Here is a 25,856-nt window from a genome sequence, read left to right on the forward strand (position 1 = left end):
AAAAAAGAAAATGTTTAAAAATAAACTTTTATTTTTATCACCAGTTATTGCACTGCTTGTTGTTTTTATTTTTTCATTAACGTTATTTCCAACTGTTCAACCGCAGCCGAAAAACTTGCCAATTGCAATTGTAAATGAGGATCAAGGTGTAGAAATTCCAAATCAACCGAAAATGAATATGGGGCAAACAATTGTTGATACGGTGAAAAAATCATCGAAATCAGATGAAGAACCTGCGGTAAAGTGGGTAGAAGTGAAGAATAAGGAAGCAGTTCAAAAAGGGCTAAATAATAAAGAGTATTATGCAGCGTTAGTCATTCCGAAAGAATTTAGTGCAAAACAAGCATCGTTACGAACACCACAGCCATCTTCACCTGAGATAGAAATATATATTAATCAAGGAATGAATACGGCTGCATCAACTATGGCAGGACAAATATTACAGGCGATCGTTGATAATATGAACAATAATGTCCGTACACAAATATTAGAAGGGTTGAAAACAAAAGGAGCTACTGTAACAACAGACCAAGCTGAGAAATTAGTAACACCTATTGTAAAGAACGTGAAAAATGTGAATGAGGTCGGCAAAAATAGTGCGAACGGTAACTCACCAATATCATTGTTCCAACCGTTATGGATTGCAAGTTTAGCTAGTGCAGCGATTATTTTTATTGCGATTAGTAAAATGCCAGTAAGCTCAAGAAAAGAAAACTTTCTGTTAAAAGTAAAACAAATCGTAACAGGGGCTATTGCGACACTTGTAATTGGGTTTGGTCTTACATGGATTGCAGATGGGATGGTAGGGTTAAATATTTCGAACTTCACGGATACAGCTCTATTCTTATCTATTACTTCTTTTAGTTTCTTCTTAATGATATCTGCGGTACTTTCATTAGTTGGGCTAAAAGGAATCGGTTTATTCGCTTTATTACTATTCTTCGGGGCGCCGTTATTATCGTTAGCACCTGAGATGTTGTCTCCGTTTTATCAAGACTGGGTTTACTCATGGTTACCAATGAAATTTATGATTGAAGGCCTAAGAGAAATCTTCTTCTTCGGAAAAGGATTAAGCTGGAATACACCTGTTACTGTACTCGTTTGGATTGGTATAGTAAGTATGGTTACTATATTAGCAACTACATTCAAACGTAGTGTAGTAAAAGGGCATAAAACAGAATTGAACGCTTAAAAAAAGCCGTTTCACTAAATTAGTGAAACGGCTTTTTTGTGATGAAATCTAAAAGCTGAAGAATGAGTATCTGCTGTTGTCGCCTTAGAATTAAGTCGGAATCTCTAAAAATCGCGTACGTTCCAAACAATCTCACCACGTTCATCATCCCACGTACTGTGATGACGCTTAAATCCTATCTTTTCTAGTACCCGGAGTGAAGCGATATTCCAAGCGCCTACAGTCGACCAAAGTCTATGGCGCCCAGTAGCAATCGCAGCGTCCAGTACAACGGATGCCGCCTCAGTTGCATAACCTTTACCATGGGCGCTGCGGAACAACTCGTATGCAATCTCCGGCTCTTCAAGTGTGGAACGACCGATAATTAAGCCGCAGTATCCGATGAAATCGCCTTCATTGCGCCTTCGAATAGTGAGAAGGGAAATGCCATTTTCCTCTGCCTTCTTGCGCATCTCAATGAGCCGGTTACGAACGGAATCAACGGCTGGAATGTCCACACCACGTTCGCCAATTAATTTGCTCAGCCAAACGGAATCGGATTCCTCCCACATACTAAGCTCAAGTCTTTCGGTTTTCAGCTGGAAGGCCATAGGTTTAAATAAAGATGGCATAGTGGTACCTCCTAGTTATATGACTGGATTCATAATAGCTTCGCATCTCAACACCACATCTGGTTGGAAACCTGATTCATTCGCGAATTTATAGCAACAGCGTACAAAAAAATAGTGATATTTTATCCGCTATTTGCCGTGTAGTAAAATCCCCATTGATTATAGTTTCACTTTATGAATAAGCAATTCCTTTGCAAAATAGACCCTTTTCTCAAACTTTACTTTCAATCTAAAGTCGTCCCGTTATATACACAGGCTCCTACTATTTCTAAATGCATAAAATGTTAAGCGAAAGTATGGAGGGATACGATGTATAATTCGAATTATTATGATTGGTATAGACAAAATGATAAGTTGATTAGTGATATTGAAAAAGCTATAAACGGAGAGTATAGCGCTATAAGCTGCTATGCAAAATTAGCGAATATGGCTCCAAATCAAGTAGAACAAAAACAAATTCTTGAAATTCGTAATGATGAAATAAAGCATTTCCACAACTTTGTACAAATTTATACGAGTTTAACTGGTAGGCAGCCAAAACCACAAATTACTGAAGACTGCCCAAATACGTATTTACAAGGATTAGAGTTCGCTATACAAGATGAACAAAAAACAGTAGATTTTTATTTGGAAATTTCAGATGAGACATCGGATGCACATCTGAAAGAGTTGTTGCGGAGAATAGCTGCGGATGAACAAAATCATGCAGTATGGTTTTTATATTACTTCGTGAAGTCGAAGTGAGCATTAAGAATGAACGACTGATGTGGTGCATATATTAAAAAATATTTTAAAACGTAGTGCAACAATTGAATGAAATATTTAAATGTAAGCAGAAGGAAACCGTTTCGCTAGTAGTGGAGCGGTTTTTTTATGATGTACATATGTATCGACAAAATATAGTAATTACATTTGATATATAATGTATGAAATGAAAATGAATAAGTTAGGAGCAAGCATATGAAAAGAGGGATTACAGTAGATATTCTAGATGGATATGATAATTTACTTTGGAAAGTATTAAAGCCAATTGATATTACTGTATTTGATTGGCAAGTCATGGGAAGGGAGGAAGCTTATATAATAATAGGGAATGAATTAGGTTCAGAGTTATTTTCAGAAGATAACGAGATTATGGAAGGATCAGAATTAAAAAAGCTAATAAAAGATAACATATATTATCTTTTATTTTTAGATTTAAAAGCATGTCCAAAAGGAGAGGTACTAGGAGAAATTGCAACATTTGAAGAATTTAAGGAGAGTAAGTGTGAAGTAGTCGTATTAGTAGCGGATGGTGAGTATATACAAATTTATGCGAAAAACCAAGAAGAGATTGAAATGATGTATGAAAACGCAGTGAATCAAGGATTTTATGTAGAATATATTACAGATGAAAATGATGGAAGGATGCATTTGTCAGTATGGTAGCAATTTGAAAGGGGAACGGCAATATGGAGAGAAATATAAGTAAAGAACATGAAATTCGAATTGCTACTGAAATTGAAAGTGATAGTATTCTCCTTTTATTAAAAGAAGTAGCGCAATGGCTACAATATAAAGAAGTGGATCAGTGGCAGTATCTTTTAGGAGAGGAAGCTACGGCTGAAATACTAGAATGTATAGGAGAAAAATATACATATGTTGTTCTGAAAGAAGATGAAATAGTTGGTACGGTTACAGTTTCTCCTAAACAAAATGAATGGGATGAACATATTTTTGGTAAAGAGGAAGTTTCTAATTCATTATATATTCATAGATTTGCGGTGAAACGGAAGTATAAGGGAAATGGAATAGGCGAATGGATTTTACAGTGGGTAGAAGAGAATGTGCAATGTGATAAAGAGTATTTGAAGTTAGATTGTGTGGGGCATAATCGTACGTTGAATGATTTTTATAAGAAAAATGGTTTTGAATATGTTGGAAGTACGGATGGGCTTAGTAAGTTTCAAAAGAAAAGGAGAGTGTGAATGCATCTAATTAATGTAAGTTTAGTTGAAAAGTTAATACAGGAACAGTTTCCCGAATGGGCCCATTTAGAAGTGAAACCTGTAAAGTTTAGTGGGCATGATAATAGGACGTTTCACTTAGGGGATGAGATGAGTGTAAGATTGCCAAGTGATGTGGCATATGCACCGCAAGTAGAGAAAGAAAATAAGTGGTTACCACTATTAAGTAAGAGGCTTTCTTTACCGATTTCTACACCACTTGCGAAAGGAAATCCGTCTGAAGCGTATCCATTGCCTTGGTCTATTAATAAGTGGATAGAGGGGGAAACAGTTACGAAACAAAACGTTCGTGATTTAAATGAATTTGCAGCGGATTTAGGATCTTTTTTAGTAGAATTGCAATCTATTGATGCGAGTAACGGACCTTTAGCTGGAACACATAATTTTTACCGGGGCGGACTTATATCGGTATATGATGAAGAGGCGAGAGTTGCTATTGAAAATAATAAGGATGTTTTTGACGAGGCATTATTAAAGCACCTTTGGAATGTAGCACTTAGTTCAACATGGGACCGTAAGCCAGTTTGGGTTCATGGAGATGTAGCGCCAGGGAATTTACTCGTTAAAGATGGAAAGCTTTGTGCTGTAATTGATTTTGGTATTTTAGGAGTAGGAGATCCTGCATGTGATGCGGCGATGGCTGGGACATTTTTTGATGAAAATAGTAGAAACGTATTTAAAGAAGTGTTACGTATGGACGAAGAAACATGGAATAGAGCGAGAGGATGGGCACTTTGGAAGGCGTTAATTACATATGACGCAAATAAGGATAGTAATGAGAGGGTGGCAGAAGAATCTTATCGTATCATTCAAGTGATTGTGGATGATTATAAAGGGGAATAGAAAAGCCTATTTCAAAATAGGTTTTTTCATATGATTAAATAGTAGAAACGGAAAGAAGGAATATAACATAATTATACAGAATATTTAGATAATAGGAGGTGTCGAATTTTGAGTGAAATTGAATTAAAGAGCAATATAATTAAGGCAGGGCGAGAGAAGGGGATTATTCTCCGGTTTATACTTGCTAGTCTCGTTGGAGTGTTTATGTTTTTCGTTCCTGTTACGATAAACGGTGCATCGTCTATTATGATTGATCATATCGTATCGTGGATTAGGGCTTCGGTTCCTGACGTAGTACCTTATTATGCATTATTTGTTATGGCAATTGGTGCGATTTATCCATTTTATACGAAGAAATGGAATGCATCTATCGTAGACATTTGTTTTTCTATTTTAAAAGTAGTTGGCGTTGTTTTTGGCATATTATATTGTTTAAAAGTAGGACCAGCTTGGTTCTTTGCGCCAGATGTTGGACCGTTTTTGTATGAGAAGCTAGTCATATCAGTAAGTTTGCTCGTTCCAATTGGCTCGGCGTTTTTAGCGTTATTAGTCGGATATGGATTGCTTGAATTTATCGGTACATTTTGTCGTCCGATTATGAGGCCATTATGGAATACGCCGGGGAGATCGGCAATCGATGCAGTTGCGTCCTTCGTTGGAAGTTATTCGCTTGCTCTCCTTATTACGAATCGCGTGTATAAAGAAGGAAAGTATACCACAAAAGAAGCGGCGATTATCGCTACAGGATTTTCTACAGTATCCGCTACATTTATGATCATCATCGCAAAAACATTAGATATTATGCATTTATGGAATGTTTATTTTTGGACTACGCTTGTTGTAACATTCATCGTGACTGCTATCACCGTAAGAATCCCGCCCCTCAGTAGAAAACCAGATACATATGTAACAGAAGAAGGGTTCCCAGAGCCTGTTTATAAAGAGAAAATGTTAGAATGTGCTTGGGAAGATGCGTTAGAAGTATCAAAGTCTGCACCGAGCATTATGAAAAATATTGCAGTGAATTTAAAAGACGGATTTATTATGACGATGGGAATTTTACCATCCATTATGTCAGTAGGATTAATTGGTATCGTCTTAGCGAAGTTTACGCCAATATTTGATTGGATCAGTTATATTTTCTATCCGTTTACATGGCTATTACAATTACCAGAAGCAGACTTAGCCGCTAAAGCCGCATCAGTTGGTATTGCAGAAATGTTTTTACCGTCATTATTAGTTGTAAGTGCGCCACTTGTGACAAAGTTTGTCATTGCAGTTGTTTCCGTATCATCTATACTGTTTTTCTCCGCTTCCATTCCTTGTATATTATCAACAGATATTCCGTTAAAAGTATCTGAACTTATTATTCTGTATGTGCAGAGAACGATTTTAACGTTGCTTATCATTACGCCGATTGCTTATTTGTTGCTTTGAACTAGAATGTAAGTTCTAAATATATGACGTTTACTAACTTGTGTAAATGAATATTTATCGTAAAATCGTAGGTAGTGCGAAATTATAAGTGCGATGCTTGAATAAAGGCATCGCATTTTTTATTTTTAGATGTACTACACGTTTACGAAAAAATATTTTTATATATTAATAAAACGATATTGATGGTATGTTATAGTAACAACAAAGGGGGCTTACAAATGGAAATTATTCACGAAAGAGCAAAGTTGCGGTTAATGGATAATACTGATGTCGAAACTTTGTTTTCGATTGTAGAAGGAAATCGGGATATTTGGGCGTATTTAATCTCTAAAATGGATAGTGTGCAAGATATGCAACAATACGTTCAAAAAGCGATAAAGGGTTACGGAAGAGGTACTCAAATACCTTTGGTAGTCGTAGATCAACAGACGAATAAGATTGTAGGAAGTACACGTTTATATAATATTTCAGTAGAAGATAAGACAGTTGAGTTAGGGCAAACGTGGTATCATCCGAGTGTGCAACGTACGAGTATAAATACAGAGTGTAAGTATATGCTTCTCCAGTATGCTTTTGAAAAACTGCATATGCTTAGGGTACAAATTAAGACGGATGCAAGAAATGAAAAAGCACAACGAGCAATTGAAAGGTTAGGCGCAGTAAAAGAGGGTGTGCTTAGAAATGAAAGAAAATTACCGAATGGTTATGTGAGAGATGCGGTGGTGTACAGTATTATCTCGAGTGAATGGCCAGGCGTAAAAGAACAATTGTTAGAAAAATTACAGTTATATAAAGAAAAGGTATAATTCGTGTTTTGAAAGGTATATTGTTCGTGAGATATGAAAAATATACCTTTTTTCTTACAAAATGCTACTTTATTTTAATTCCTTTTGTTTCATCGTTCCCTTCTGAGAAAAAATTCGTTACAATGTAGTTGTATGGTAATAAACTTATGAATTTAAAAAAATGTAATGAATACCGCAAATGAAAATGAATTGATAATCCTCAATTTTAAATGAAAACCCTTTTATATATAAATAACAAGTAAAGTTCCTTCTTTTAAATAAACTCAAACAAAACGATTTGATATAAATGTTTTTTATAGAAGTATGGATGATGTACGGAGGCAATTACAAATGAAAGAAAATAAGAAGAGTAAGAAAAGACGAATCTTTCAAGTATTTTTACTAATGATTTGTTCTGCTATTTTATATGTAAGTTATGCAGCTTACGATATTTGGAGTTATCGTTTTAAAGCAAATGATGACGTGAAAACGGATGCTGGTATCGTACTAGGCGCAGCTTCATGGAACGGAAAACCATCTCCTGTATTTAAAGAAAGAATTAATCATGCGATTTCTTTATATAGGAACGGAAATATTAAAAAGATTATTTTTACAGGTGGTACAAAGTTCGAGGCAGAACTTGAGGAAGCACGTACTGCAAGAGTATATGCAATGAAACAAGGTGTAAAAGAGGAAGATATTTTAATTGAAACAAAATCCCTTTTCACTGAAGAAAATTTAAAGAATGCGAAGCAAGTTGGAATAGAGAACGGAATACACACATACACGATTGTAAGTGATCCACTTCATATGAAACGCGCAATGAGAATCGCAAAACATATTAATATTGAAGCATATGCTTCACCAACGCCGACATCAGCATATAAAACGTTAGATACAGAAATACCATTCTTCTTTAAAGAATTATTCTCGTATATTGGATATGTAACCTCTTTGCCGTTAAAAGCATTGAAGGGGGACTAATATAAGAAAAGGATCTATCCTTAAATAGGAACTTTTCTTATTAGTCAAAAACATTGTATTTTTATCGGAATAGTGAAACAATAGAGAGGTAGCTTCATATAATCATAATGACAAAATGAACGGTTTATGAATCGAGCATAAAGTGAAACTTTAATCAGTGGGTGGGTTTCCCACTGATTATTAGTTGAACCAATCGGGCGTTTACGGGCAGTTGATCTCCCACCTAACTTCCTTTGCTTCACCTGAATTTTTAGGTGGGAGTTTTACTGCCCGCAAATAGCGGGATAAAGGAGATTATAGTATGGCACTCTCATTTGTTGAAACAGAAGAACAGTCTTTAATTATTGAGAAAATAAATAAATTGATTCCGAAGTTCATGGAAAGGGAGCATCAACTAAGTGAATTAGGATCATTTCCGTATGAAAATATAAATGATTTGAAAGATATCGGATATACGAAATTAACGTTACCGAAGGAATTTGGTGGTAGTGCGATTTCTTTATATGACTTCGTTTTATTTCAAGAAAAAATCGCGGAAGGCTGCGGAGCTACTGCATTATCGATTGGCTGGCATCTTGGCATTGTGAAAGAATTAGCGGAAAATCGCTCTTGGGATGATGATGTGTTCAAATGGTTTTGCGAAGAAGTAGGCAATGGTGCGCTCTTTAACAGGGCAGCAACAGAGCCAAAAACAGGGAGTCCGACGCGTGGTGGTAAGCCAGAAACAATAGCGATTCAACAAGGCGAGAAGTGGATTATAAATGGAAGAAAAACTTTTACAACAATGGCGCCAGTACTTGATTATTTTATTATTTCAGCAAGTATGGAAGGCCAAGAAGAAGTTGGTGAGTTTGTCATTCCAAGAAATACGCTCGGTGTATCCATTGAAGAAACGTGGGATAGCGTTGCAATGCGAGGGACTGCTAGCCACGACCTTGTCTTACAAAATGTAGAGATAGACAACCGCTTTTTTACGGATGTAAAAGGCGGGAAAGTGAAACAAAAGGGTATTGGCTGGTTGCTACATATACCAGCATGTTATTTAGGAATTGCACAATCAGCAAGAAATTATGCAGTTCAGTTTGCGGGATCATACAAACCAAATAGTTTAAACCATTCTATTAGTTTATTACCGAATGTTAGAAGATTAGTTGGAGAATTAGAACTCGAGCTTATGCAAGCTCGCGTCTTTTTATATCAAATTGCGAAAAAATACGATGAGGCAGAAGATAAACTGTCACTGCAAGCAGAATTAGCGGCAGTGAAATACGCCGTAACAAATGCGGCGATATCCATAGTGGATAAATCAATGCGCATCGTAGGAGCAAAAAGTTTATCAGAAAAAAATCCGCTCCATCGTTACTATTTAAACGTCAGAGCAGGATTACACAATCCGCCAATGGATGATGCAACATTGTCTATGCTGGCGGATGCGGCGTTTCGGTCGTAGTTTTTAAAGCTTATATTTTATTGTTTATGGATAAAATAGTTGTTTTGAAAGCACGGGTTTGATTAGTGATCAAATCCGTGCTTTTTATGTGTATGAAGTACTTGGGTGAGATGTAGGTTTTTAATATAAATGATTATCATGGTTTTGTGATTGTTTCTTGTTGAAAAATTCTTGTTGTAATGCCAGTTTGAAGGCTGTATAAACATTTTTCGTATTTAATCCCAAATTAATGGTCTTTCTAAGTTTATCATTCGTAAATATTGTAAAAATTGACCTGCATGGACCGCATCATGATAGGCAATTCGTAATAGCATGTCTCCTAAATATCTTTGATAGCCAACATCGCTTCGATCGATAAGGGTTGAATCTAGCTCTGCTATGTTTATGGATTGAACATACTCTATGAAGTCAGTAAAGTATGATTGTGCCAATTCAATTTCCTTTTTTACACAAGTAATTGGCTCTTCATCATACGGGAAATGTATATCATTTATTGAGCCGTTGTTTTTTAAAATCATATGATAGTAAAAAGTTGAGCTCCATACGTGACGAATCATCTCACCAAAAGAAATAGCCTCATTATCAGGCCTCCAATTAAGAAAATTATCGGGAAGAGAATTCCATAATTTTTCTGAGCGCCTTCTCGTCTCTTTCAAATTTAATATACTAAGATCAATTGCATTCATAATAAATTCTTCTTTACTATTAAACTTAAAATAATTGTATCAATTTAACAGTTAGGGTATCATCGAAATATGAATGTATATCCGAATATCTCATATATAGCTAAACTAATTGCTGAACCTACAAGAGCAATCATCTTAGATTGTCTAATGAATAATCAGGCACTACCTGCTAGCGAATTGGCTTATATGGCAAAAGTGTCACATCCAACAATTAGTTCTCATCTTTCTAAATTAGTAGAGGGGAATCTACTTACAGTTGAACAACATGGTAGACATCGTTATTATCGACTTGCTAATCAAGAAGTTGCAGAAGTGCTTGAAAAGTTAGAGACAATCGCACCAACAGTTCAAGTTCGCTCTTTAAAACAATCAGGTCAACTAAAACAAATTCGTTATGCTCGAACTTGTTATGATCATCTTGCAGGCAAACTCGGTGTAGAGATAACTGAAAAATTACTAGATAGGAAATTTATAATTTTAGGGGATGGAGAATACATTGTAACAGAACAAGGTAAACAATGGTTTCTGAATTTTGGAATAAATGTTGATGAGGCAGATACAAAAAGGAGGGTATTTGCAAAACCTTGCCTTGATTGGAGTGAACGGCGTTACCATATTTCTGGTTGGCTAGGGTCTGCAATTGCAAAACTGCTTTTTGAACAAGGATGGATTACGAAAACGGATAAGAACCGAGCTGTCCATCTTACAAAGAAAGGTGTAAAGTTATTGGAAGATCAATTAGGCATTGATATGAAAACTGAGGAAAGAAAAGCTTGAAATTAGAAAAGTACGTCAAAATGACGGGCTTTTTCATTATGGTAGGAGTGTACATGAATAATAGGATGTTACCAATAATCGTTGCCAATAAAAAATCTTTCTTTTCATTCTTCTTTTTTAAGTTTTAAAGGAGAAAGCTAGGCTTCTTATTTTTACTAATGTTATAATAAGAAAAAAGCACGAAAAGAGGTCATCTCATGTTAGAGGTTATTGCAACATGTTTAGAAGATGTAAAACGAATTGAAAGCGCTGGCGGGAAGCGGATTGAATTAATTTCATCTTATACAGAAGGTGGTTTAACACCAAGTTATGCTTTTATAAAAAAAGCGGTAGAAGCGGTGAGTATACCAATTCATGTTATGATTCGTCCGCATGCGAAGTCTTTTACATATACGGAAGAAGAAATTGAAATGATGAAAGAAGATATTATAGTTGCGCAGAAGTTAGGAGCAGCTGGTGTAGTATTAGGCGTATTAAACGAACAAAATGAAGTAGATGAAGAGAAATTAGCGGATTTACTATCTGTTGTAGATGGAATGAATGTAACGTACCACCGTGCGATAGATGATATAGAAAATCCAGTAGAAGCGATGAGAACTTTAAAGAAGTTTCATAAAGTAACTCACGTTTTAACTTCAGGTGGACAAGGAGATATTGTAGACAATATTCCGGTGCTTACAGAAATGCAAAAAGTAAGTGATGGTCAAATTCAGCTTGTAGCTGGAGCTGGCGTGACGAAAGAAAATATAAAGCGATTGCTAGATGAAACTGGAATTTCGCAAGCACATGTCGGTACAGCGGTAAGAGAAGCAAAATCATGTTTTTCTGAAATAGATCCTAATGTAGTACAAGAACTAGTTGAAATAATAAAATAAGTGCTTAAGAAAGAGGAGAAACGATGAAGGAAAATACGAAGAAAGAATTATTCTCTTGGGCTAAAACGATAGGGTTTACCCTTGTATTAATTGCTATTATTCGCGGTGTTTTATTTACACCTTCTTTAGTACAAGGTGAATCGATGATGCCCACTTTAGAAAATAACGAACGAGTTCTCGTGAATAAGATTGGTTATAGTATAAGTGGATTAGATCGCTTTGATATTATCGTCTTCCACGGAAAAGAAGGGTACGATTTAGTAAAACGAGTAATTGGTTTGCCAGGCGATACAGTTGAGTATAAAAATGATGTTTTATATGTAAACGGCAAAGCGATGGAAGAACCATATTTAAAACAGTTTAAAGAAAAAGCAGTAGGCCGTGTATTAACTCCAGACTTTACGTTAGAACAAATCACAGGGAAAACGAAAGTGCCAGAAGGCCAAGTATTTGTTTTAGGGGATAATCGTGAAGTTTCTAAGGATGGTCGCATGTTTGGCTTTATTTCAGAAGATGAAATTGTCGGAAAAGGACAAGCTGTTTTCTGGCCGTTAAAACAAGTAAGAGCGTTATAAAGTGTGGTGAAGTATGGGAGAGATATTCTTCCATACTTTTTTATTTGCTTAAAATCTATTGATTGAATTGAAAGAATATTTTATAATTTTAAATTATATGTTTGTTTCGAAAAATGGAATTTAAGTTCCGTAATTCGGAACGAAAGGGAGATAGAATGAGTATAAATAAAACGGCAGTTAAGACAATGGATATTTTAGAGTTGTTTTATGAGCATGAAGAGCTAAGTTTAACTGAGATGGTTCAGCTTACAAATATGCCGAAAACATCTGTTTATCGTTTAATTGGCTCGTTAGAAGAGATGGAGTTTTTACAAAAAAACGAAAAGGGGAAATATCGTTTAGGGGTCGTATTTTTACGGTTCGGTCAACTTGTTTCACACCGGTTATCAGTAAGAAATATAGCAATTCCTTATATGAAAGAACTTAGAGATAGTTTAGGACAGGCAGTTAATTTAATAATTCAAGATGGTAATGATGCAATTTATGTTGAAAAGATGGAAGGTGTTCAGCCGGTACGCGTGTATACGGCGGTTGGAAGAAGAGCACCACTTTATGCTGGCGCATGTCCAAGAATTTTACTATCATATTTCTCTGAGGAAGAGAAACGGAGATACATAGAGGAAGTGGATTTAAAACAGTTTGCAGATGGAACAATCGTGGATAAGAAACAATTGTTAGAAGTGTTGCAAATGGCAAAAAAGGAAGGCTACACAATTAGTTATTCTGAGTTGGAAAATCATACAGCCGCGATAGCAGCACCCATTTTTGCGAGCGATGGAACGGTTGTAGCAGGCATTAGTATTTCAGGATTAGCAATTGAGTACAGCGAAAGTAACATTTCATATTTTATTGCGAAGGTGAAAGAAACAGCGCATCGCATTTCGAAAGAACTCGGCTTTTTGGCATAGAAAGAGGGAGTAGGATGAAATTTTCTGCGTTAGGGGATCAAGCAATTATTGTTACATTTGGTGAAGAAATTAAGATGGATATATATGAGAAAGTACAGTGGTTATTTCAAGCACTGCAGCAACAGCCGTTTGCAGGAATGATTGAGTGCGTTCCGTCGTTTACTTCATTAGCTGTTTACTACAATGCATATGAAGTATGGAAGAGAAATGAGAGAAGTGAAAGGTCATATGATTACGTTCGTCAGTATATAAAGGAGCTGTGTGATTCTTATAAAGAAGAAGTAAAACAGGATGTGAAACATATTTCTATACCAGTGTGCTACGGGGGAGAATATGGACCTGATTTAGAAGAGGTTGCACATTATAAAGGTTTACAAGTAGAAGATGTGATTCGAATACATAGTGAAACTACATATTTTGTATATATGCTTGGTTTTACACCAGGGTTTCCGTATTTAGGAGGACTATCAAAAGAATTAGAAACACCTAGAAAAGAAACGCCACGATTACAAATCTCTCCTGGTTCAGTAGGTATTGGCGGAAATCAAACAGGTATTTATCCGCTTGAAACACCAGGTGGATGGAATATTATCGGCCGAACACCTGTTACTCTATTTAATCCGAACGAAGAAATACCAACATATATTCAAAGTGGTATGTATTTACGATTTATCCCAATAACGAAGGAAGAGTACGTATCGCTTGAGGGGGCTAAAAAATGGATGTAGAGGTTTTGCATGCAGGGATGTTTACAACAGTCCAAGATTTAGGGCGATCTTATTATCAACAATATGGTGTACCTGTTGGCGGGGCTATGGATCAAAGTGCAATTCGGATGATCAATATGTTAGTTGGTAATGAAGAGAATGAAGCGGCACTCGAAATGACGATTATGGGACCTAAATTGTTAATAAAGAAAACGACTTTACTTGCGATTGGTGGAGCAGATATGGAACCGTTACTGAATGGAGAACGTATCCCGTTATGGCGTCCCATTTTAGCGGAAGAAGGTAGTATGCTTTGTTTTGGAAAAGTAAAAAGTGGTTGCAGAGCGTATGTGACTTTTGCGGGTGGCATCCATATTGATCACACTATGGGAAGTAAAAGTACGTACATACGTGCTGCGATTGGCGGTATAGAAGGAAGAATGCTCAACAAGGGTGACTACTTCCAAATTGGTGCACAACCAGAAATGGCGAATCGTTTCATTCAAGACTTACAAAAAAATGAGCGAATAAAAACGAAATGGGCAATTAGCAACAGCGTACTACCAAAATATAAGAAACATCCTAAGCTTCGTGTCATAACTGACTTTGAATACGATCAATTTACAGAAGAAAGTAGAAAGACATTTTTTACGAAAGAGTATAAAGTATCTAATTATGCTGACCGTATGGGCTATAGGGTTGAGGGAGAAGTTTTAAATAGGATTGAAGAAAAAGAGATTTTATCGAGTCCTGTTACATTTGGAACCATTCAAGTTCCTAATGGTGGACAGCCGATTATATTAATGGCAGATAGGCAAACGACAGGTGGCTATCCGAGAATGGGAAATATCATTTCAGTAGATTTCCCTCTTCTTGCCCAGCTAAAGCCGGGGGACTATGTTTCTTTTGAGAAAATTACGCTTGAAGAAGCGGAACAATTGTACATAGAACAGGAAGTAAATATGAATCTATTAAAGAAATTCATCGCTTTACGAAGCTGGAATTAGGAGGAATACATTGTGACTACAATCGATTTAAACTGTGATTTAGGAGAAAGTTTTGGAGCTTATAAAATGGGGAATGATGATGAAATTCTTCCGTTCGTTTCCTCTATAAACGTTGCTTGCGGTTTTCATGCGGGTGATCCGTCTGTTATGCGTCAAACTGTTGAAAAAGCTTTGGAGCATAACGTAGCGATAGGAGCGCATCCTGGATTTCCTGATTTAATTGGATTCGGTAGAAGAAACATGAATGTTTCAGCAAGTGAAGTATACGATTATGTTTTATATCAAATCGGCGCATTAGACGCATTTGTAAAAGCGGCAGGCGGGAAAATGCAGCATGTAAAGCCGCATGGTGCCTTATATAATATGGCGGCAACGGATTCGAAAATTGCAGATGCAATCGCTAAGGCAATTTATCATATGAATCCGAGTCTATCGCTTTACGGATTAGCAAATAGCGAGGCGTTTATACAGGCTGCAGAAAAATACAATGTAACTCTCGTACAAGAAGCGTTTGCGGATCGTACATATAAGCAAGATGGAACGTTAACGAGCCGTACAGAAGAAAATGCACTTATAAAAAATGAAGACGAAGCGATAAAGCAAGTGCTTCAAATGGTGAAAGAAGGCTATGTAAATTCGGTCAATGGAGAGGAAGTAGCAGTTCAGGCACAGACGATTTGTTTACACGGTGATGGAGAAAAAGCAGTACAATTTGCGGGAAAAATATACAGAATATTCGAACGTAATGGTATTTCTATTTGTGCACCGAAATAAAAAATAGGGGGAAGTGCTGGGATGATTAAATTAATCGGAATACTACTTGTTGCAGTGGGCTTTTTATTTAGATTAAATACACTTTTAGTAGTTATGGTTGCAGGTATTGTTACGGGGATGGTTTCAGGATTAAGTTTTTATGATGTGATCAGCATGTTCGGTAAATTTTTCATAGAAAATAGATATATGTCTATGCCAATTATATTAACTTTACCGGTAATCGGAATTTTAGAGCGTTACGGTTTAAAAGAAAGAGCAGAAGCACTTATAACGAAATCAAAAGGAGCAACAACTGGAAGAGTATTAATGTCATATTTTACGATAAGAGAATCGTCAGCAGCACTAGGGCTTAATATTGGTGGGCATGCACAAACGGTAAGACCGCTCGTTGCACCGATGGCAGAAGGGGCCGCGCAAGGTAAATACGGTAAACTTCCTGAAAAATTAAGAGAAAAGATTAAAGCAAACGCAGCTGCTGCGGAAAATACAGCTTGGTTTTTCGGAGAAGATATTTTCATCGCAACTGGTGCTATTTTATTAATGAAAGGGTTCTTCGATTCAGTAGGTATGCATGTGGGTGTATGGGATATGGCACTTTGGGGCATTCCAACTGCAATATCTGCACTTATTGTAAGCTGGATTAGATTTAGAAGGTTTGATAAATATATAGAGAAAACAATGAAGGCAGAAGGAAAAGAAGAGAAGGAGGCAATCTAATATGAACATCATCACAATGGATACAATCTATTATGTATTAGGGATAATCGTTGCTTTTATCGCTGTTCGTATCGCATTCGATCGTGAACATCCCAACAGATTCGGTTCTAGTTTATTTTGGGCATTGTTTGCAGTTACATTTTTATTCGGAAATGTAATTCCTTCGTTTTACGTTGGCTGTATCGTGCTCGCTATGGTCGTTTTAGCCTCGCTAAATAAAGTAACAAAATCAGAGGAAAAAGAAGTTCCAGTACAAGAGCGTGTAAAACATGCTGAGAAATTAAAAAATAAAATTTTTATGCCTGCACTATTAATTCCTATTTTTACAATTATCGGTACGTTGACCTTAGGGAAAATTAAATGGGGAAATGTCTCTCTTGTTGATCCAGATAAAGTAACATTAGTTGCATTAGCGCTTGGTGCATTACTCGCATTCGTTGCGGCGATGCGTATTACAAAATCAAAAATAACAACGCCTGTACAAGAAGGAAGCAGACTATTACAAGCTGTCGGCTGGGCTGTAATTTTACCACAAATGTTAGCAGCACTTGGCGGTATATTCGCGAAGTCTGGCGTTGGACAAGTTGTTTCAGATTTAGTCGGACAAGTGTTACCGACAGAGTATCCGTTCGTTGCTGTTATGGCGTATTGTTTAGGAATGATGCTTTTCACAGTCGTAATGGGAAATGCATTCGCAGCGTTTGCCGTTATTACTGGCGGAATTGGTTTACCTTTAATTGTTCAAATGCACGGTGGGAATCCAGCAATTATGGCAGCACTCGGTATGTTTGCTGGATATTGCGGAACGCTACTTACGCCAATGGCAGCAAACTTTAATATCGTTCCGGCGATGCTTTTAGAACTAAAGGATAAAAATGCAGTTATTAAAGCACAAGTACCAATTGCTCTTTCAATCTTTATTATCAATATGTTTATTATGTACGGCCTTGTATATCGTTTCTAATTAGGAGGGAAAACTATGAAAACAGTATTATTAACAGGATTTGATCCGTTTGGCGGAGAAAGCATCAACCCAGCTTGGGAAGTAGCAAAAAGTTTGCATGAAAAAACAATTGGAGAGTACACGATTATTAGCAAACAAGTCCCAACGGTATTTCATAAATCAATAAAAGTATTAAAAGAATATATAGAAGAACTAAACCCTGAAATGATTATATGTATCGGACAAGCTGGGGGCAGACCAGATATTACGATAGAGCGTGTCGCAATTAACGTTGATGATGCAAGAATTGCTGACAATGAAGGGAATCAGCCCATAGATGTGCCAGTTGCAGAAGAAGGACCAGCTGCTTATTGGTCTACACTTCCGATGAAAGCAATCGTAAAAAGACTGCAAGAAGAAGGTATACCAGCTTCCGTTTCACAAACAGCAGGTACATTCGTTTGTAATCATTTATTCTACGGTCTCATGCATGAACTAGAGAAGCGTGATAAGAAAATAAAAGGCGGATTTATTCATATTCCGTTCTTACCAGAACAAGCGAGTAAATATCCAGGGCAACCGAGTATGTCACTTTCTACTATTCGTAAAGGGATCGAATTGGCAGTTGAGGTAACGACAACAGTTGAAGTAGATATTGTAGAGGTTGGGGGTGCGACGCATTAAATAAAACGAATTGTACAACACCTCCTGTAAACAACTGGTATAATAAGTATAGGAATATACATAGAGGTGATTTTTGTGCAACAATTTGAAGAAGTACGTTCAATTTTAGAAAAAGCGAAGAAAATTACAGTATTAACAGGCGCTGGTGCAAGTACGGAAAGTGGTATTCCAGATTTTCGTTCAGCAAATGGATTGTATGCTGATGCGAATGTGGAGATGTACTTATCAAGAGGGTACTATAACCGAAGTCCGAAAGAATTTTGGAAGCATTATAAAGAAATCTTTCAAATTAATACGTTCCATCAATATAAACCAAATCGTGGCCATCGCTTTTTAGCTGAGCTAGAAGAACAAGGGAAAGATATTACGATTTTAACGCAAAATATTGACGGTTTACATCAATTAGGTGGCAGTAAGCACGTCATTGATTTACATGGAACACTTCAAACAGCACATTGTCCAAAATGTAAATCAGGCTATGATTTACAGTATATGATTGATCATGAAGTACCGCGCTGTCAGAAGTGTAATTTCATTTTAAATCCAGACGTTGTTTTATACGGAGATACATTGCCGCAATATCAAAATGCGATGAAACGTTTATATGAAACAGATGTACTTCTCGTTATGGGAACGTCATTAAAAGTACAACCTGTCGCTTCATTCCCAGAAATCGCAAAAAGAGAAGTAGGGGCAACAACTATTTTAGTAAATGAAGAGTTAACAGAACAGGAATATAACTTTGATTATGTTTTTCAAAATAAAATTGGTGAATTTGTTGAAGGATTATCTTCAATGAAATAAGTTATCGAAAAAACTGAGGTATCCGCCTCAGTTTTTTATTTGAGTAATCACTGTTTTAAGCCATATGAAAACATTTTGATAATGTAGTAACCACATCTCTATAATTTATAAAAATCAATTTGCCCCATTTTTCTTTTAGAATAATATTCATGTTATTGTGCATTAAGGGAATGGTAATAAATAGGATAATTAATTAAAAAACTGAAAATTAAATCTTTTATTTCTTTTGTAATTAATATAAAATTCTATATATATCATATAAATAAATTTGATACATAATGATTTTGCGTAGAAATGTTAATAGAATGAAGCGAGGGAGCGAAATGAGACAGAAAAAGGAGCAGAAGAAACAATCGAAAAAGAAAAAGACTCATATTCCTTTTCGGTTAAATGTACTATTTTTTATTGTCTTTCTTTTATTTTCAGCTATTATAATTCAATTAGGTAAAGTACAAATCATTGATGGAGAAACGTATAGAAATGAAGTAAACAAAAAGGAAGATGTAACGGTAAGCACTCCCGTTCCTAGAGGGAAAATGTTTGATCGGCAAGGTCACGTTATTGTAAATAATAAACCATTGCGAACCGTTACATATACGAAAATGAGAGGAGTAGACTCGAAAGAAGTTTTACAAGTAGCAAGAGATTTAGCCAAGCTGATTGAAATGTCGCAAGAGGACATGGATAAGTTAACAGAGACAGATAAGAAAGATTTTTGGATGCAGTTAAATGAAAAGCGGGCAGCAGCGAAAGTAACGAAAGAAGATGAGAGTAAATTTAGAAAGCAAGAAATAGAAGGAAAAGAATTAGATAAAAAAGTAGAAGAACTGCGCCGGGAAAGAATTACACAAGAAGAATTAAATGAGCTTTCAAAGGAAGATATAGAAGTATTAGTAATTAAAAGCAAAATGAATGCGGGATATAAAATGACACCGCAAATCGTTAAAAAAGATGTAAGTCAAAATGAATATGCTGTCGTTAGTGAAAGATTGGCAAGTTTACCGGGGGTAGATACGACAGTAGATTGGGAACGAGAATACCCAAATGATAAAATACTGCGCTCTATACTAGGTAGCGTTTCTAATGAAAATGAAGGGTTGCCAAGAGAACAATTAGATTATTATTTAGTTCGTGATTATAATCGAAACGATCGTATTGGTAAAAGTTACATTGAAAAACAATACGAAGATGCACTACATGGAACGAAAGAACAGTCTAAAAATATTATGGATAAAGCAGGGAAAATTGTTCGAACAGAAAAAGTGACCGAAGGAAAAAGTGGAAATAACTTAATGTTAACAGTCGATATGGATTTACAGAAAAAAGTAGAGGGAAGCCTTGAAAAGAATTTACGAGCTTTTCATGCTGCAGAGCCGATGATGGATCGTGCGTTCGTAGTAATGATGAATCCGAAAAACGGTCAAATTTTATCAATGGCAGGAAAGAAAATTGTAAATAAAGATGGCGGTATGCAAATAGAAGATTATGCATTAGGAACGATGACAAGTTCTTATGAGTTAGGATCAACTGTAAAAGGTGCTACTTTATTAGCTGGATATCAAACAGAAGCGATTAAGCCATATACACATTTCTTTGATGCACCAATGTATTTTAAAGGAAGTTCTAAGCCGAAGAAATCGTGGAAAGAATTTGGGGATATTGATGATTTAAGAGCTTTACAAGTTTCATCAAACGTTTATATGTTTAATACAGCTTTAAAAATGGCAGGCATTAATTATGTCCCAAATAATCCATTAGATATTAAACAAGAAACATTTAATAAAATGCGCTACTATTTTAGACAATTTGGCCTAGGTGTGTCGACTGGTATTGATCTGCCAAATGAAGCAATCGGTCAAGTAGGTAGAACTGATAACATACCCGGATTTTTACTTGATTACGCGATTGGACAGTATGATACATACACGCCGCTTCAGCTTGCGCAATATATTTCCACAATTGCAAATGGCGGTTACCGAATGAAACCACAAATTGTACAAGAAGTTAGAGAGCAACCGAATAGACCAGAGGATGTAGGAAAAGTCGTTCGGTCGATTGAACCAGTTGTATTAAATCGAGTGGATATGGACACTTCGTACATTAATCATGTAAAAGAAGGGTTTAGAAGAGTTTTTCAAGAAGCTGACGGAACAGGTACCGGAACGTTTAAAGGTTTACCATATAAACCAGCGGGAAAAACAGGAACAGCTGAGACAGTATATGGTGGAGAAAGTGATATTGGAAGAGATGAGAATAACAACCGAAAAAAATGTTATAATTTAACTCTTGCCGGTTATGCACCATATGATGCTGATCCGGAAGTAGCTTTTTCAGTTGTTGTACCATGGGTGAATGATGATAAATCAGGAATTAATTCTGCGATTGGTAAAGAGATTTTGGATGCGTATTTTGAATTAAAAACAAATAGATCAAATACAAATTCAATTCCAGTAGAACAACCGAACAAGGCACAGTAAAAATAGTATCACTGCATGGAAACATATTGTGCAGTGATATATTTTTTGAGTTAAAAAGCGCTTTATAAGGTGGGAATGGATATGAAAAAGGAAATTAAGAGAGGCTGGGGAAAGTACATACTATTTATATTGGTGATGGTAATAGGCTACCATTCTTTTACTTTATGTAAAGTGGAAGGGGAATCGATGCAGCCGACTTTATATGAAGCAGATTACGTATTTGTAAATAAAGCAGTAGTACGTCTTTCTAATTTACAACGCGGAGAAATTGTTATTATAAAGGAAGCGGATGAATCGAAATATTATGTGAAACGTGTAATAGGGCTTCCGGGTGATGTAATTAACATAACGAACGGAAAGGTATATGTGAACGATAAAAAGCAAGAAGAACCATATACGAACAAAGATTTATTTAACAACACACAAGTGTTTTATAACTTTCAAAAGACAAAAATTCCGCCAAATAAGTTATTTGTAATGGGAGATAACCGCGAAGTAAGTAGAGATAGTCGAAATGGCTTAGGATATATTGAAGAAGATAACATAATTGGCAAGGTGGAATTCGTATATTATCCTTTTTCAAAAATGAAAATGATAGAATAAGTGGGGGAGAAGCAAAACCCCACTTATTAAAGTTTCACTTTATTTTCTTTAAAAAACCTTTTGGATTAAATGATATGAAAAATTTATGTTTAGACTCGTCGATTATGAAGTTATTATTTTTAGTTAAAAACTCATCCACAGCCTCCATCGGACCAGGACCCCAATCGGGAAGAAGCGGATTTCCATTAATGGAGGTATCTTCTACAATCATATAACTGCCAGTAGTGACGATAGATTTATATAGTAATAGTTCTTTGGATACATGCTCTTTACTATGATCAGAATCTAAAATAACTAAAACCACATCATCAGGTTTGCGCATGCTTACTATTGTTTGGACGGCCTGCACAGAAACAGAAGAGGCTGTTAAATACGTAATCCGATTATGTGATGGCCGATTTGGCTGCGGAGTTATATCGATAGTAAGTACGTGACCTTTTCCAATTAAATCTAACATAGAAGCTAAATACAGTGCACTACCACCGTGAAAAGTCCCGCATTCAATAATTAAATCGGGCTTTAATTCATAAATAATTTCTTGATACAAAAAGAGGTCAGAGGGAAGTTTACAGATTGGAACTCCGAACCAGTGTGTATCGTTTAACCACACGAGGCTGTTGTAATATTGGTTTAGAAATTCATTGCTTATATTATCGATTTTAAATTCTCCTTTCTAAAAAGGATTCTCTCGTTTGACGTAAAGTGTTTACGCATGAAAGTTGTACTATATATTATGTAGTAAGGAATTGTAAGGCGAGTGTTTTTACTTGAAAATAAGCCAAATAACTCATGTGGAAAATGAAAGGAAATGATTGTATGTACAAATACACAATTTGTTTTATTAGAAAAAGCGATAAAATACTGCTATTAAATAGAAATAAAAAGCCGAATATGGGGATGTGGAATGGTGTTGGAGGAAAAATAGAAGATAATGAAACGCCATACGAAGGAATAATTAGAGAAACGTTTGAGGAAACGGGTATAGAACTTTCAAGTGTAATGTATAAAGGGACTGTTGGTTTTAAAGGTAAAGATGAGCCCCAGGCTAGTGAAGGAATGTATGTGTTCGTTGCTGATTTGCCAGATGGAATGCAAATGAATACACCATTTCGTACGGCTGAAGGATTATTAGAATGGAAAGAAATTGATTGGATATTAGATGGTGATAATAGAGGTGTTGTTAGCAATTTACCAAAATACTTACCGACAGTATTAACAGAAGAAAATAAGTTAAAACATATATTCACGTATGATAACCGGAATATTATTCATTACACAACTGCATGTTTGACAGAAGATGATGCGAATAAGCGATATGAAAAACAACTCATTTCTCAATAGAAGAGGATAGTGAAAAATCACGTTTTTGCTCTCATTATATATGCGAGATAATATGAAGTGACCTCCTAGATTATCAAGTCAGGGATTTTAACCCATAATAATGAATGAAAACATTATGAATGGGGTTATACCCTATGATAATAGGAGGCCACTATGGAAAATATAATATATATTGGGATGGATGTCCACAAGGAAAGTTTTAGCTTATGTGCACTACACGGAACAACTGGGGAAATTGTAAGAGAAGCACGATGTGCTTCAAATGTATCTCTCGTAAAAAAATTCGTTGAGAAACTGAAAACAAAATATGGTGAAGATATAAAAATTAAAGCTGGATATGAGGCTGGTTGTTTAGGGTATTCACTTCATAATCTTCTTGAACAAAATGGAATTGATTGTGATATTTTAGCTCCCACAACAATGTACAGTTCATCAAAAAACAAAATGGTGAAAAATGATAAATTCGATGCCAAAATGATTGCTCTTAATTTAGCAAATGGCACCTATAAAGAAGTATATGTTCCAGAAGAAGAGGATGTTGCCGTGAAAGAGTATATCCGCATGTTAGGTGATTTTAAAACATCTTTGAAAAAAATAAAACAACAGATAAAAGCATTCCTTTTAAGACATGGCTATGTGTATGAAGGGAAATCAAGCTGGACAATCGCTTATATGAAATGGTTAAAGAATCTTGATCTACAAGGATTATTCAAAGAAACGTTAGGCGAATACCTATTACAGTATGATGTTCTAGTCGATAAAATTGAGCGGTTCAGTTTGAGATTAGAAGAATTATCTCATCGTGAAAGGTACGAAGAACCAATCGCAAAGTTAAGATGCTTAAAAGGTATAGATACAACATCGGCAATGACTGTTCATGTGGAAATTGCAGACTTCACTCGTTTTCCCACGGCTAAAGCATTTATGGCTTATGTAGGATTGACGCCAAGCGAAAGCTCAAGTGGAGAGAAAATCAGTCGACGTTCGATTACAAAACAAGGAAATTCGACCGTTAGGTCTACTCTTGTAGAATGTGCAAATGCGTTGGTAAAAGGAGCAATCGGATTAAAATCGAAGCGAGTGAAAGCAAGACAAAAAGGGCAACGAAGCGAAGTGATTGCTTATGCGGATCAGGCTGTAGAAAGGTTACAAAGAAAATATTATCGCATGATATATCAAGGGAAGCCTAGAAATGTTGCCGTTACAGCTATCGCAAGAGAACTGGGGTGTTTTATATGGGGATTAGAAACAGGTAAAATTCACCGAAAATAAAGAGGGAAGGATATGAAGTTGATTGATTCATAGTTAGAAATCAAAGGTATCAATTGATGGCATAGATGAGCTTCAGAGATAGTGAATTACAGGTCTGGCTATCTATGACTCACCTCTTCTGGCATGGCTGAAATTCTGATAAACAAGCTATTTATTAGAATTTGAAAAGGTGTGATCCACGCAGTGAGATTATAAGAGCCTAACGACGAACCATTAACCTGAGGTAACCAATCCACGAATAACAGAGTGGTTAACTGTCGATAGATCTTATTTCTGAAGCTTTTGTATGCCATCAAGAAAAATATTATGGGTGAAAAACTATTGACAAAGGTCACTTCATAACAGGTGATTATATGTTTCAGAAATACAATTCATTGGTCAGAATTGTAATATATATGATATAACTTTTCTTATGGTGAAAGAGTAGAGAATATACGTAAACGGAACAAAAAGGAGGTGGCTTTGCCACCTCTTTTTGTTAGCTACGAATCGCCTTAATTATAAATCGATGTTGATTCACATCTAAATATCCTTTTTGCAAAATAATCTCATGTATACGATATAACTCCTCAAAGTACTTTTCGACAGTAAAATCAGGAATTTGCCACGGAATTGCTTTTAAATAATAGATGATAGCGCCAATATCATAAAAACGTTGGAAAGGGAATTCTTCTTTTGCTTCTAAAATAGTAAATCCATTTTGGTTTAACTCACTGCATGCAGTTTCGAGAGACCAATTTGCAAACTCACTATTTAGAGGCGTACCCAATTGTTCATTAAGTTCAACGCAATCAAGACCGCCAACTTGTTGTGTAAGAAATGTTCCATTAGGAGAAAGTATTCTATTTACCTCAGAAGCAGAATAGGATTCATGTTGATTCAGAATGAAATCAAACTGTTCATTTTGAAATGGTAAAGCAGTATCATCACTTACTGCCACAACTGTAACCCCTAAAGGTTCTAATTTCTTCTGAGCAATTGGCACGTTTGGAGCGTAGCCCTCAGTAGCGAATGTAGTTGACGGGAACGGTTGTAACATAGATAAAAACTCTCCGCCACCAGTACCCATATCGAGCATTGATTCTGCACGTTGCATAAGCTGAAAAGCAGTACTGCCGTACGACCACGATAATGGCTCGCTCTTCATTCGACCCGTTTCTGAAATGAAAGAAAAATCCCAGCCACTAAAGTTTGTATTTGCACTTTCTAATAAAGTTAAAAATAATGGATCACGTTTCATAAATTTGTCCTCCTATTTTTTAATGGATAATATGATGAGAAAAGAAAAAGGGAGGACCTCTTATTAAAATGAAGCAGTTTTATGTTTCATGTTCGAATAGATTCATATAAATTCGCTCCTTGTGAGAATGGTTATTTATATATTCGGGATAAATAAGT

Annotated in this window: 28 protein-coding genes; 24 read left to right on the plus strand and 4 right to left on the minus strand. The window is 35.9% G+C overall.

Going from position 1 to position 25,856, the window contains the following annotated elements:
- The first annotated feature begins 10 nt into the window (after positions 1–10).
- The gene (locus MHI28_RS01350; RefSeq protein WP_000475846.1) at positions 11–1,192 is read left to right on the plus strand and encodes a YhgE/Pip domain-containing protein; all 1,182 of its coding nucleotides are present in this window, start codon (positions 11–13) and stop codon (positions 1,190–1,192) included.
- A 104-nt stretch (positions 1,193–1,296) separates the two neighbouring features.
- Here MHI28_RS01350 and MHI28_RS01355 read toward each other — a convergent pair whose 3' ends face one another.
- Positions 1,297–1,803, minus strand: a complete 507-nt coding sequence (locus MHI28_RS01355) for a GNAT family N-acetyltransferase (protein ID WP_001139518.1) — start codon at positions 1,801–1,803, stop codon at positions 1,297–1,299.
- A gap of 309 nt (positions 1,804–2,112) precedes the next feature.
- On the opposite strand from MHI28_RS01355, the gene MHI28_RS01360 reads away from it, so the two are divergent.
- The 8 genes from MHI28_RS01360 to MHI28_RS01395 all read left to right on the plus strand — a co-directional run bounded on the left by MHI28_RS01360 (position 2,113) and on the right by MHI28_RS01395 (position 9,308).
- Positions 2,113–2,547 (plus strand): ferritin-like domain-containing protein, encoded by a 435-nt coding sequence (locus tag MHI28_RS01360; protein WP_000282834.1) that lies wholly within the window; start codon positions 2,113–2,115, stop codon positions 2,545–2,547.
- A 216-nt stretch (positions 2,548–2,763) separates the two neighbouring features.
- Positions 2,764–3,231 carry a DUF2691 family protein gene (locus tag MHI28_RS01365; protein WP_000820198.1) on the plus strand — a complete coding sequence of 156 codons (468 nt, stop codon included), beginning with the start codon at positions 2,764–2,766 and terminating at the stop codon, positions 3,229–3,231.
- Between the two features lie 23 nt (positions 3,232–3,254).
- Entirely contained in the window at positions 3,255–3,770 is a 516-nt protein-coding gene (locus MHI28_RS01370; RefSeq protein ID WP_000440745.1) for a GNAT family N-acetyltransferase, read from the plus strand.
- Entirely contained in the window at positions 3,771–4,652 is an 882-nt protein-coding gene (locus MHI28_RS01375; protein ID WP_000550179.1) for an aminoglycoside phosphotransferase family protein, read from the plus strand. It abuts the gene before it with no gap.
- A gap of 108 nt (positions 4,653–4,760) precedes the next feature.
- The gene (locus MHI28_RS01380) at positions 4,761–6,089 is read left to right on the plus strand and encodes a YjiH family protein (RefSeq protein ID WP_001289409.1); all 1,329 of its coding nucleotides are present in this window, start codon (positions 4,761–4,763) and stop codon (positions 6,087–6,089) included.
- A gap of 218 nt (positions 6,090–6,307) precedes the next feature.
- Positions 6,308–6,895 carry a GNAT family N-acetyltransferase gene (locus MHI28_RS01385; protein ID WP_000402591.1) on the plus strand — a complete coding sequence of 196 codons (588 nt, stop codon included), beginning with the start codon at positions 6,308–6,310 and terminating at the stop codon, positions 6,893–6,895.
- Between the two features lie 330 nt (positions 6,896–7,225).
- Positions 7,226–7,858 (plus strand): YdcF family protein, encoded by a 633-nt coding sequence (locus tag MHI28_RS01390; protein ID WP_000662217.1) that lies wholly within the window; start codon positions 7,226–7,228, stop codon positions 7,856–7,858.
- Between the two features lie 301 nt (positions 7,859–8,159).
- Positions 8,160–9,308 (plus strand): acyl-CoA dehydrogenase family protein, encoded by a 1,149-nt coding sequence (locus MHI28_RS01395; RefSeq protein ID WP_001218357.1) that lies wholly within the window; start codon positions 8,160–8,162, stop codon positions 9,306–9,308.
- A 215-nt stretch (positions 9,309–9,523) separates the two neighbouring features.
- Here the strand turns inward: MHI28_RS01395 and MHI28_RS01400 are convergent, their stop codons facing one another.
- On the minus strand, positions 9,524–9,994 hold the full coding sequence (locus MHI28_RS01400) for a DinB family protein (protein ID WP_000991277.1): 471 nt from the start codon (positions 9,992–9,994) through the stop codon (positions 9,524–9,526).
- Between the two features lie 69 nt (positions 9,995–10,063).
- Here MHI28_RS01400 and MHI28_RS01405 point away from each other — a divergent pair, with 69 nt between their 5' ends.
- From MHI28_RS01405 to lepB (MHI28_RS01465), 13 genes are all read left to right on the plus strand, one after another.
- Positions 10,064–10,771, plus strand: a complete 708-nt coding sequence (locus MHI28_RS01405) for an ArsR/SmtB family transcription factor (protein WP_001103797.1) — start codon at positions 10,064–10,066, stop codon at positions 10,769–10,771.
- A gap of 197 nt (positions 10,772–10,968) precedes the next feature.
- Positions 10,969–11,646, plus strand: coding sequence for a copper homeostasis protein CutC (locus MHI28_RS01410; protein ID WP_000895107.1), 678 nt, complete (start codon positions 10,969–10,971; stop codon positions 11,644–11,646).
- A 23-nt stretch (positions 11,647–11,669) separates the two neighbouring features.
- Positions 11,670–12,221, plus strand: coding sequence for a signal peptidase I (gene lepB, locus MHI28_RS01415; RefSeq protein ID WP_000662490.1), 552 nt, complete (start codon positions 11,670–11,672; stop codon positions 12,219–12,221).
- A gap of 155 nt (positions 12,222–12,376) precedes the next feature.
- Positions 12,377–13,129, plus strand: coding sequence for an IclR family transcriptional regulator (locus MHI28_RS01420; protein ID WP_000026362.1), 753 nt, complete (start codon positions 12,377–12,379; stop codon positions 13,127–13,129).
- A 14-nt stretch (positions 13,130–13,143) separates the two neighbouring features.
- Positions 13,144–13,857: a 5-oxoprolinase subunit PxpB gene (pxpB, locus tag MHI28_RS01425; protein WP_016077513.1), complete on the plus strand. Its 714-nt coding sequence runs from the start codon at positions 13,144–13,146 to the stop codon at positions 13,855–13,857.
- Positions 13,848–14,843 carry a 5-oxoprolinase subunit C family protein gene (locus tag MHI28_RS01430; RefSeq protein ID WP_000382259.1) on the plus strand — a complete coding sequence of 332 codons (996 nt, stop codon included), beginning with the start codon at positions 13,848–13,850 and terminating at the stop codon, positions 14,841–14,843. The genes pxpB and MHI28_RS01430 overlap by 10 nt, the downstream gene beginning before the upstream one ends.
- 12 nt (positions 14,844–14,855) lie before the next feature.
- Entirely contained in the window at positions 14,856–15,617 is a 762-nt protein-coding gene (gene pxpA / locus MHI28_RS01435) for a 5-oxoprolinase subunit PxpA (protein WP_000207324.1), read from the plus strand.
- Positions 15,618–15,638: 21 nt separating this feature from the next.
- Positions 15,639–16,334 (plus strand): DUF969 domain-containing protein, encoded by a 696-nt coding sequence (locus MHI28_RS01440; protein WP_000593392.1) that lies wholly within the window; start codon positions 15,639–15,641, stop codon positions 16,332–16,334.
- Between the two features lies 1 nt (position 16,335).
- Positions 16,336–17,298, plus strand: a complete 963-nt coding sequence (locus MHI28_RS01445) for a DUF979 domain-containing protein (RefSeq protein WP_001021658.1) — start codon at positions 16,336–16,338, stop codon at positions 17,296–17,298.
- A 15-nt stretch (positions 17,299–17,313) separates the two neighbouring features.
- A complete protein-coding gene (gene pcp / locus MHI28_RS01450) occupies positions 17,314–17,961 on the plus strand; it encodes a pyroglutamyl-peptidase I (RefSeq protein WP_000859749.1) in 648 nt (215 codons plus the stop codon).
- Between the two features lie 75 nt (positions 17,962–18,036).
- A complete protein-coding gene (locus MHI28_RS01455; protein ID WP_001183806.1) occupies positions 18,037–18,765 on the plus strand; it encodes an NAD-dependent protein deacylase in 729 nt (242 codons plus the stop codon).
- Positions 18,766–19,088: 323 nt separating this feature from the next.
- Positions 19,089–21,242 (plus strand): peptidoglycan D,D-transpeptidase FtsI family protein, encoded by a 2,154-nt coding sequence (locus MHI28_RS01460; protein WP_001249189.1) that lies wholly within the window; start codon positions 19,089–19,091, stop codon positions 21,240–21,242.
- Positions 21,243–21,323: 81 nt separating this feature from the next.
- Complete coding sequence (gene lepB / locus MHI28_RS01465) at positions 21,324–21,845, plus strand: signal peptidase I (RefSeq protein ID WP_000711484.1); 522 nt, start codon at positions 21,324–21,326, stop codon at positions 21,843–21,845.
- A gap of 34 nt (positions 21,846–21,879) precedes the next feature.
- Here the strand turns inward: lepB (MHI28_RS01465) and MHI28_RS01470 are convergent, their stop codons facing one another.
- Positions 21,880–22,503 (minus strand): cephalosporin hydroxylase family protein, encoded by a 624-nt coding sequence (locus tag MHI28_RS01470; RefSeq protein ID WP_265736909.1) that lies wholly within the window; start codon positions 22,501–22,503, stop codon positions 21,880–21,882.
- Between the two features lie 158 nt (positions 22,504–22,661).
- Here MHI28_RS01470 and MHI28_RS01475 point away from each other — a divergent pair, with 158 nt between their 5' ends.
- Both MHI28_RS01475 and MHI28_RS01480 read left to right on the plus strand, forming a co-directional pair.
- Complete coding sequence (locus tag MHI28_RS01475) at positions 22,662–23,186, plus strand: NUDIX hydrolase (protein ID WP_000280180.1); 525 nt, start codon at positions 22,662–22,664, stop codon at positions 23,184–23,186.
- Between the two features lie 153 nt (positions 23,187–23,339).
- Positions 23,340–24,458: an IS110 family transposase gene (locus tag MHI28_RS01480; RefSeq protein ID WP_277548338.1), complete on the plus strand. Its 1,119-nt coding sequence runs from the start codon at positions 23,340–23,342 to the stop codon at positions 24,456–24,458.
- A gap of 478 nt (positions 24,459–24,936) precedes the next feature.
- Here the strand turns inward: MHI28_RS01480 and MHI28_RS01485 are convergent, their stop codons facing one another.
- On the minus strand, positions 24,937–25,698 hold the full coding sequence (locus tag MHI28_RS01485; protein WP_000817594.1) for a class I SAM-dependent methyltransferase: 762 nt from the start codon (positions 25,696–25,698) through the stop codon (positions 24,937–24,939).
- Between the last annotated feature and the right edge of the window lie 158 nt (positions 25,699–25,856).

This window comes from Bacillus sp. FSL K6-0268, assembly GCF_038005425.1.
GTDB lineage: Bacteria > Bacillota > Bacilli > Bacillales > Bacillaceae_G > Bacillus_A > Bacillus_A thuringiensis_S.

Coding starts and splice junctions, on each gene's coding strand:
- MHI28_RS01400 (WP_000991277.1), bottom strand. CDS start 9,994: ATGAATGCAATTGATCTTAGTATATTAAATTTGAAAGAGACGAGAAGG.
- MHI28_RS01365 (WP_000820198.1), top strand. CDS start 2,764: ATGAAAAGAGGGATTACAGTAGATATTCTAGATGGATATGATAATTTA.
- MHI28_RS01430 (WP_000382259.1), top strand. CDS start 13,848: ATGGATGTAGAGGTTTTGCATGCAGGGATGTTTACAACAGTCCAAGAT.
- MHI28_RS01440 (WP_000593392.1), top strand. CDS start 15,639: ATGATTAAATTAATCGGAATACTACTTGTTGCAGTGGGCTTTTTATTT.
- MHI28_RS01375 (WP_000550179.1), top strand. CDS start 3,771: ATGCATCTAATTAATGTAAGTTTAGTTGAAAAGTTAATACAGGAACAG.
- MHI28_RS01480 (WP_277548338.1), top strand. CDS start 23,340: ATGGAAAATATAATATATATTGGGATGGATGTCCACAAGGAAAGTTTT.
- MHI28_RS01390 (WP_000662217.1), top strand. CDS start 7,226: ATGAAAGAAAATAAGAAGAGTAAGAAAAGACGAATCTTTCAAGTATTT.
- MHI28_RS01370 (WP_000440745.1), top strand. CDS start 3,255: ATGGAGAGAAATATAAGTAAAGAACATGAAATTCGAATTGCTACTGAA.
- MHI28_RS01485 (WP_000817594.1), bottom strand. CDS start 25,698: ATGAAACGTGATCCATTATTTTTAACTTTATTAGAAAGTGCAAATACA.
- MHI28_RS01395 (WP_001218357.1), top strand. CDS start 8,160: ATGGCACTCTCATTTGTTGAAACAGAAGAACAGTCTTTAATTATTGAG.
- MHI28_RS01445 (WP_001021658.1), top strand. CDS start 16,336: ATGAACATCATCACAATGGATACAATCTATTATGTATTAGGGATAATC.
- lepB (WP_000662490.1), top strand. CDS start 11,670: ATGAAGGAAAATACGAAGAAAGAATTATTCTCTTGGGCTAAAACGATA.
- MHI28_RS01385 (WP_000402591.1), top strand. CDS start 6,308: ATGGAAATTATTCACGAAAGAGCAAAGTTGCGGTTAATGGATAATACT.
- MHI28_RS01360 (WP_000282834.1), top strand. CDS start 2,113: ATGTATAATTCGAATTATTATGATTGGTATAGACAAAATGATAAGTTG.
- MHI28_RS01355 (WP_001139518.1), bottom strand. CDS start 1,803: ATGCCATCTTTATTTAAACCTATGGCCTTCCAGCTGAAAACCGAAAGA.
- MHI28_RS01410 (WP_000895107.1), top strand. CDS start 10,969: ATGTTAGAGGTTATTGCAACATGTTTAGAAGATGTAAAACGAATTGAA.
- MHI28_RS01350 (WP_000475846.1), top strand. CDS start 11: ATGTTTAAAAATAAACTTTTATTTTTATCACCAGTTATTGCACTGCTT.
- MHI28_RS01460 (WP_001249189.1), top strand. CDS start 19,089: ATGAGACAGAAAAAGGAGCAGAAGAAACAATCGAAAAAGAAAAAGACT.
- pcp (WP_000859749.1), top strand. CDS start 17,314: ATGAAAACAGTATTATTAACAGGATTTGATCCGTTTGGCGGAGAAAGC.
- MHI28_RS01420 (WP_000026362.1), top strand. CDS start 12,377: ATGAGTATAAATAAAACGGCAGTTAAGACAATGGATATTTTAGAGTTG.
- MHI28_RS01475 (WP_000280180.1), top strand. CDS start 22,662: ATGTACAAATACACAATTTGTTTTATTAGAAAAAGCGATAAAATACTG.
- MHI28_RS01405 (WP_001103797.1), top strand. CDS start 10,064: ATGAATGTATATCCGAATATCTCATATATAGCTAAACTAATTGCTGAA.
- lepB (WP_000711484.1), top strand. CDS start 21,324: ATGAAAAAGGAAATTAAGAGAGGCTGGGGAAAGTACATACTATTTATA.
- pxpB (WP_016077513.1), top strand. CDS start 13,144: ATGAAATTTTCTGCGTTAGGGGATCAAGCAATTATTGTTACATTTGGT.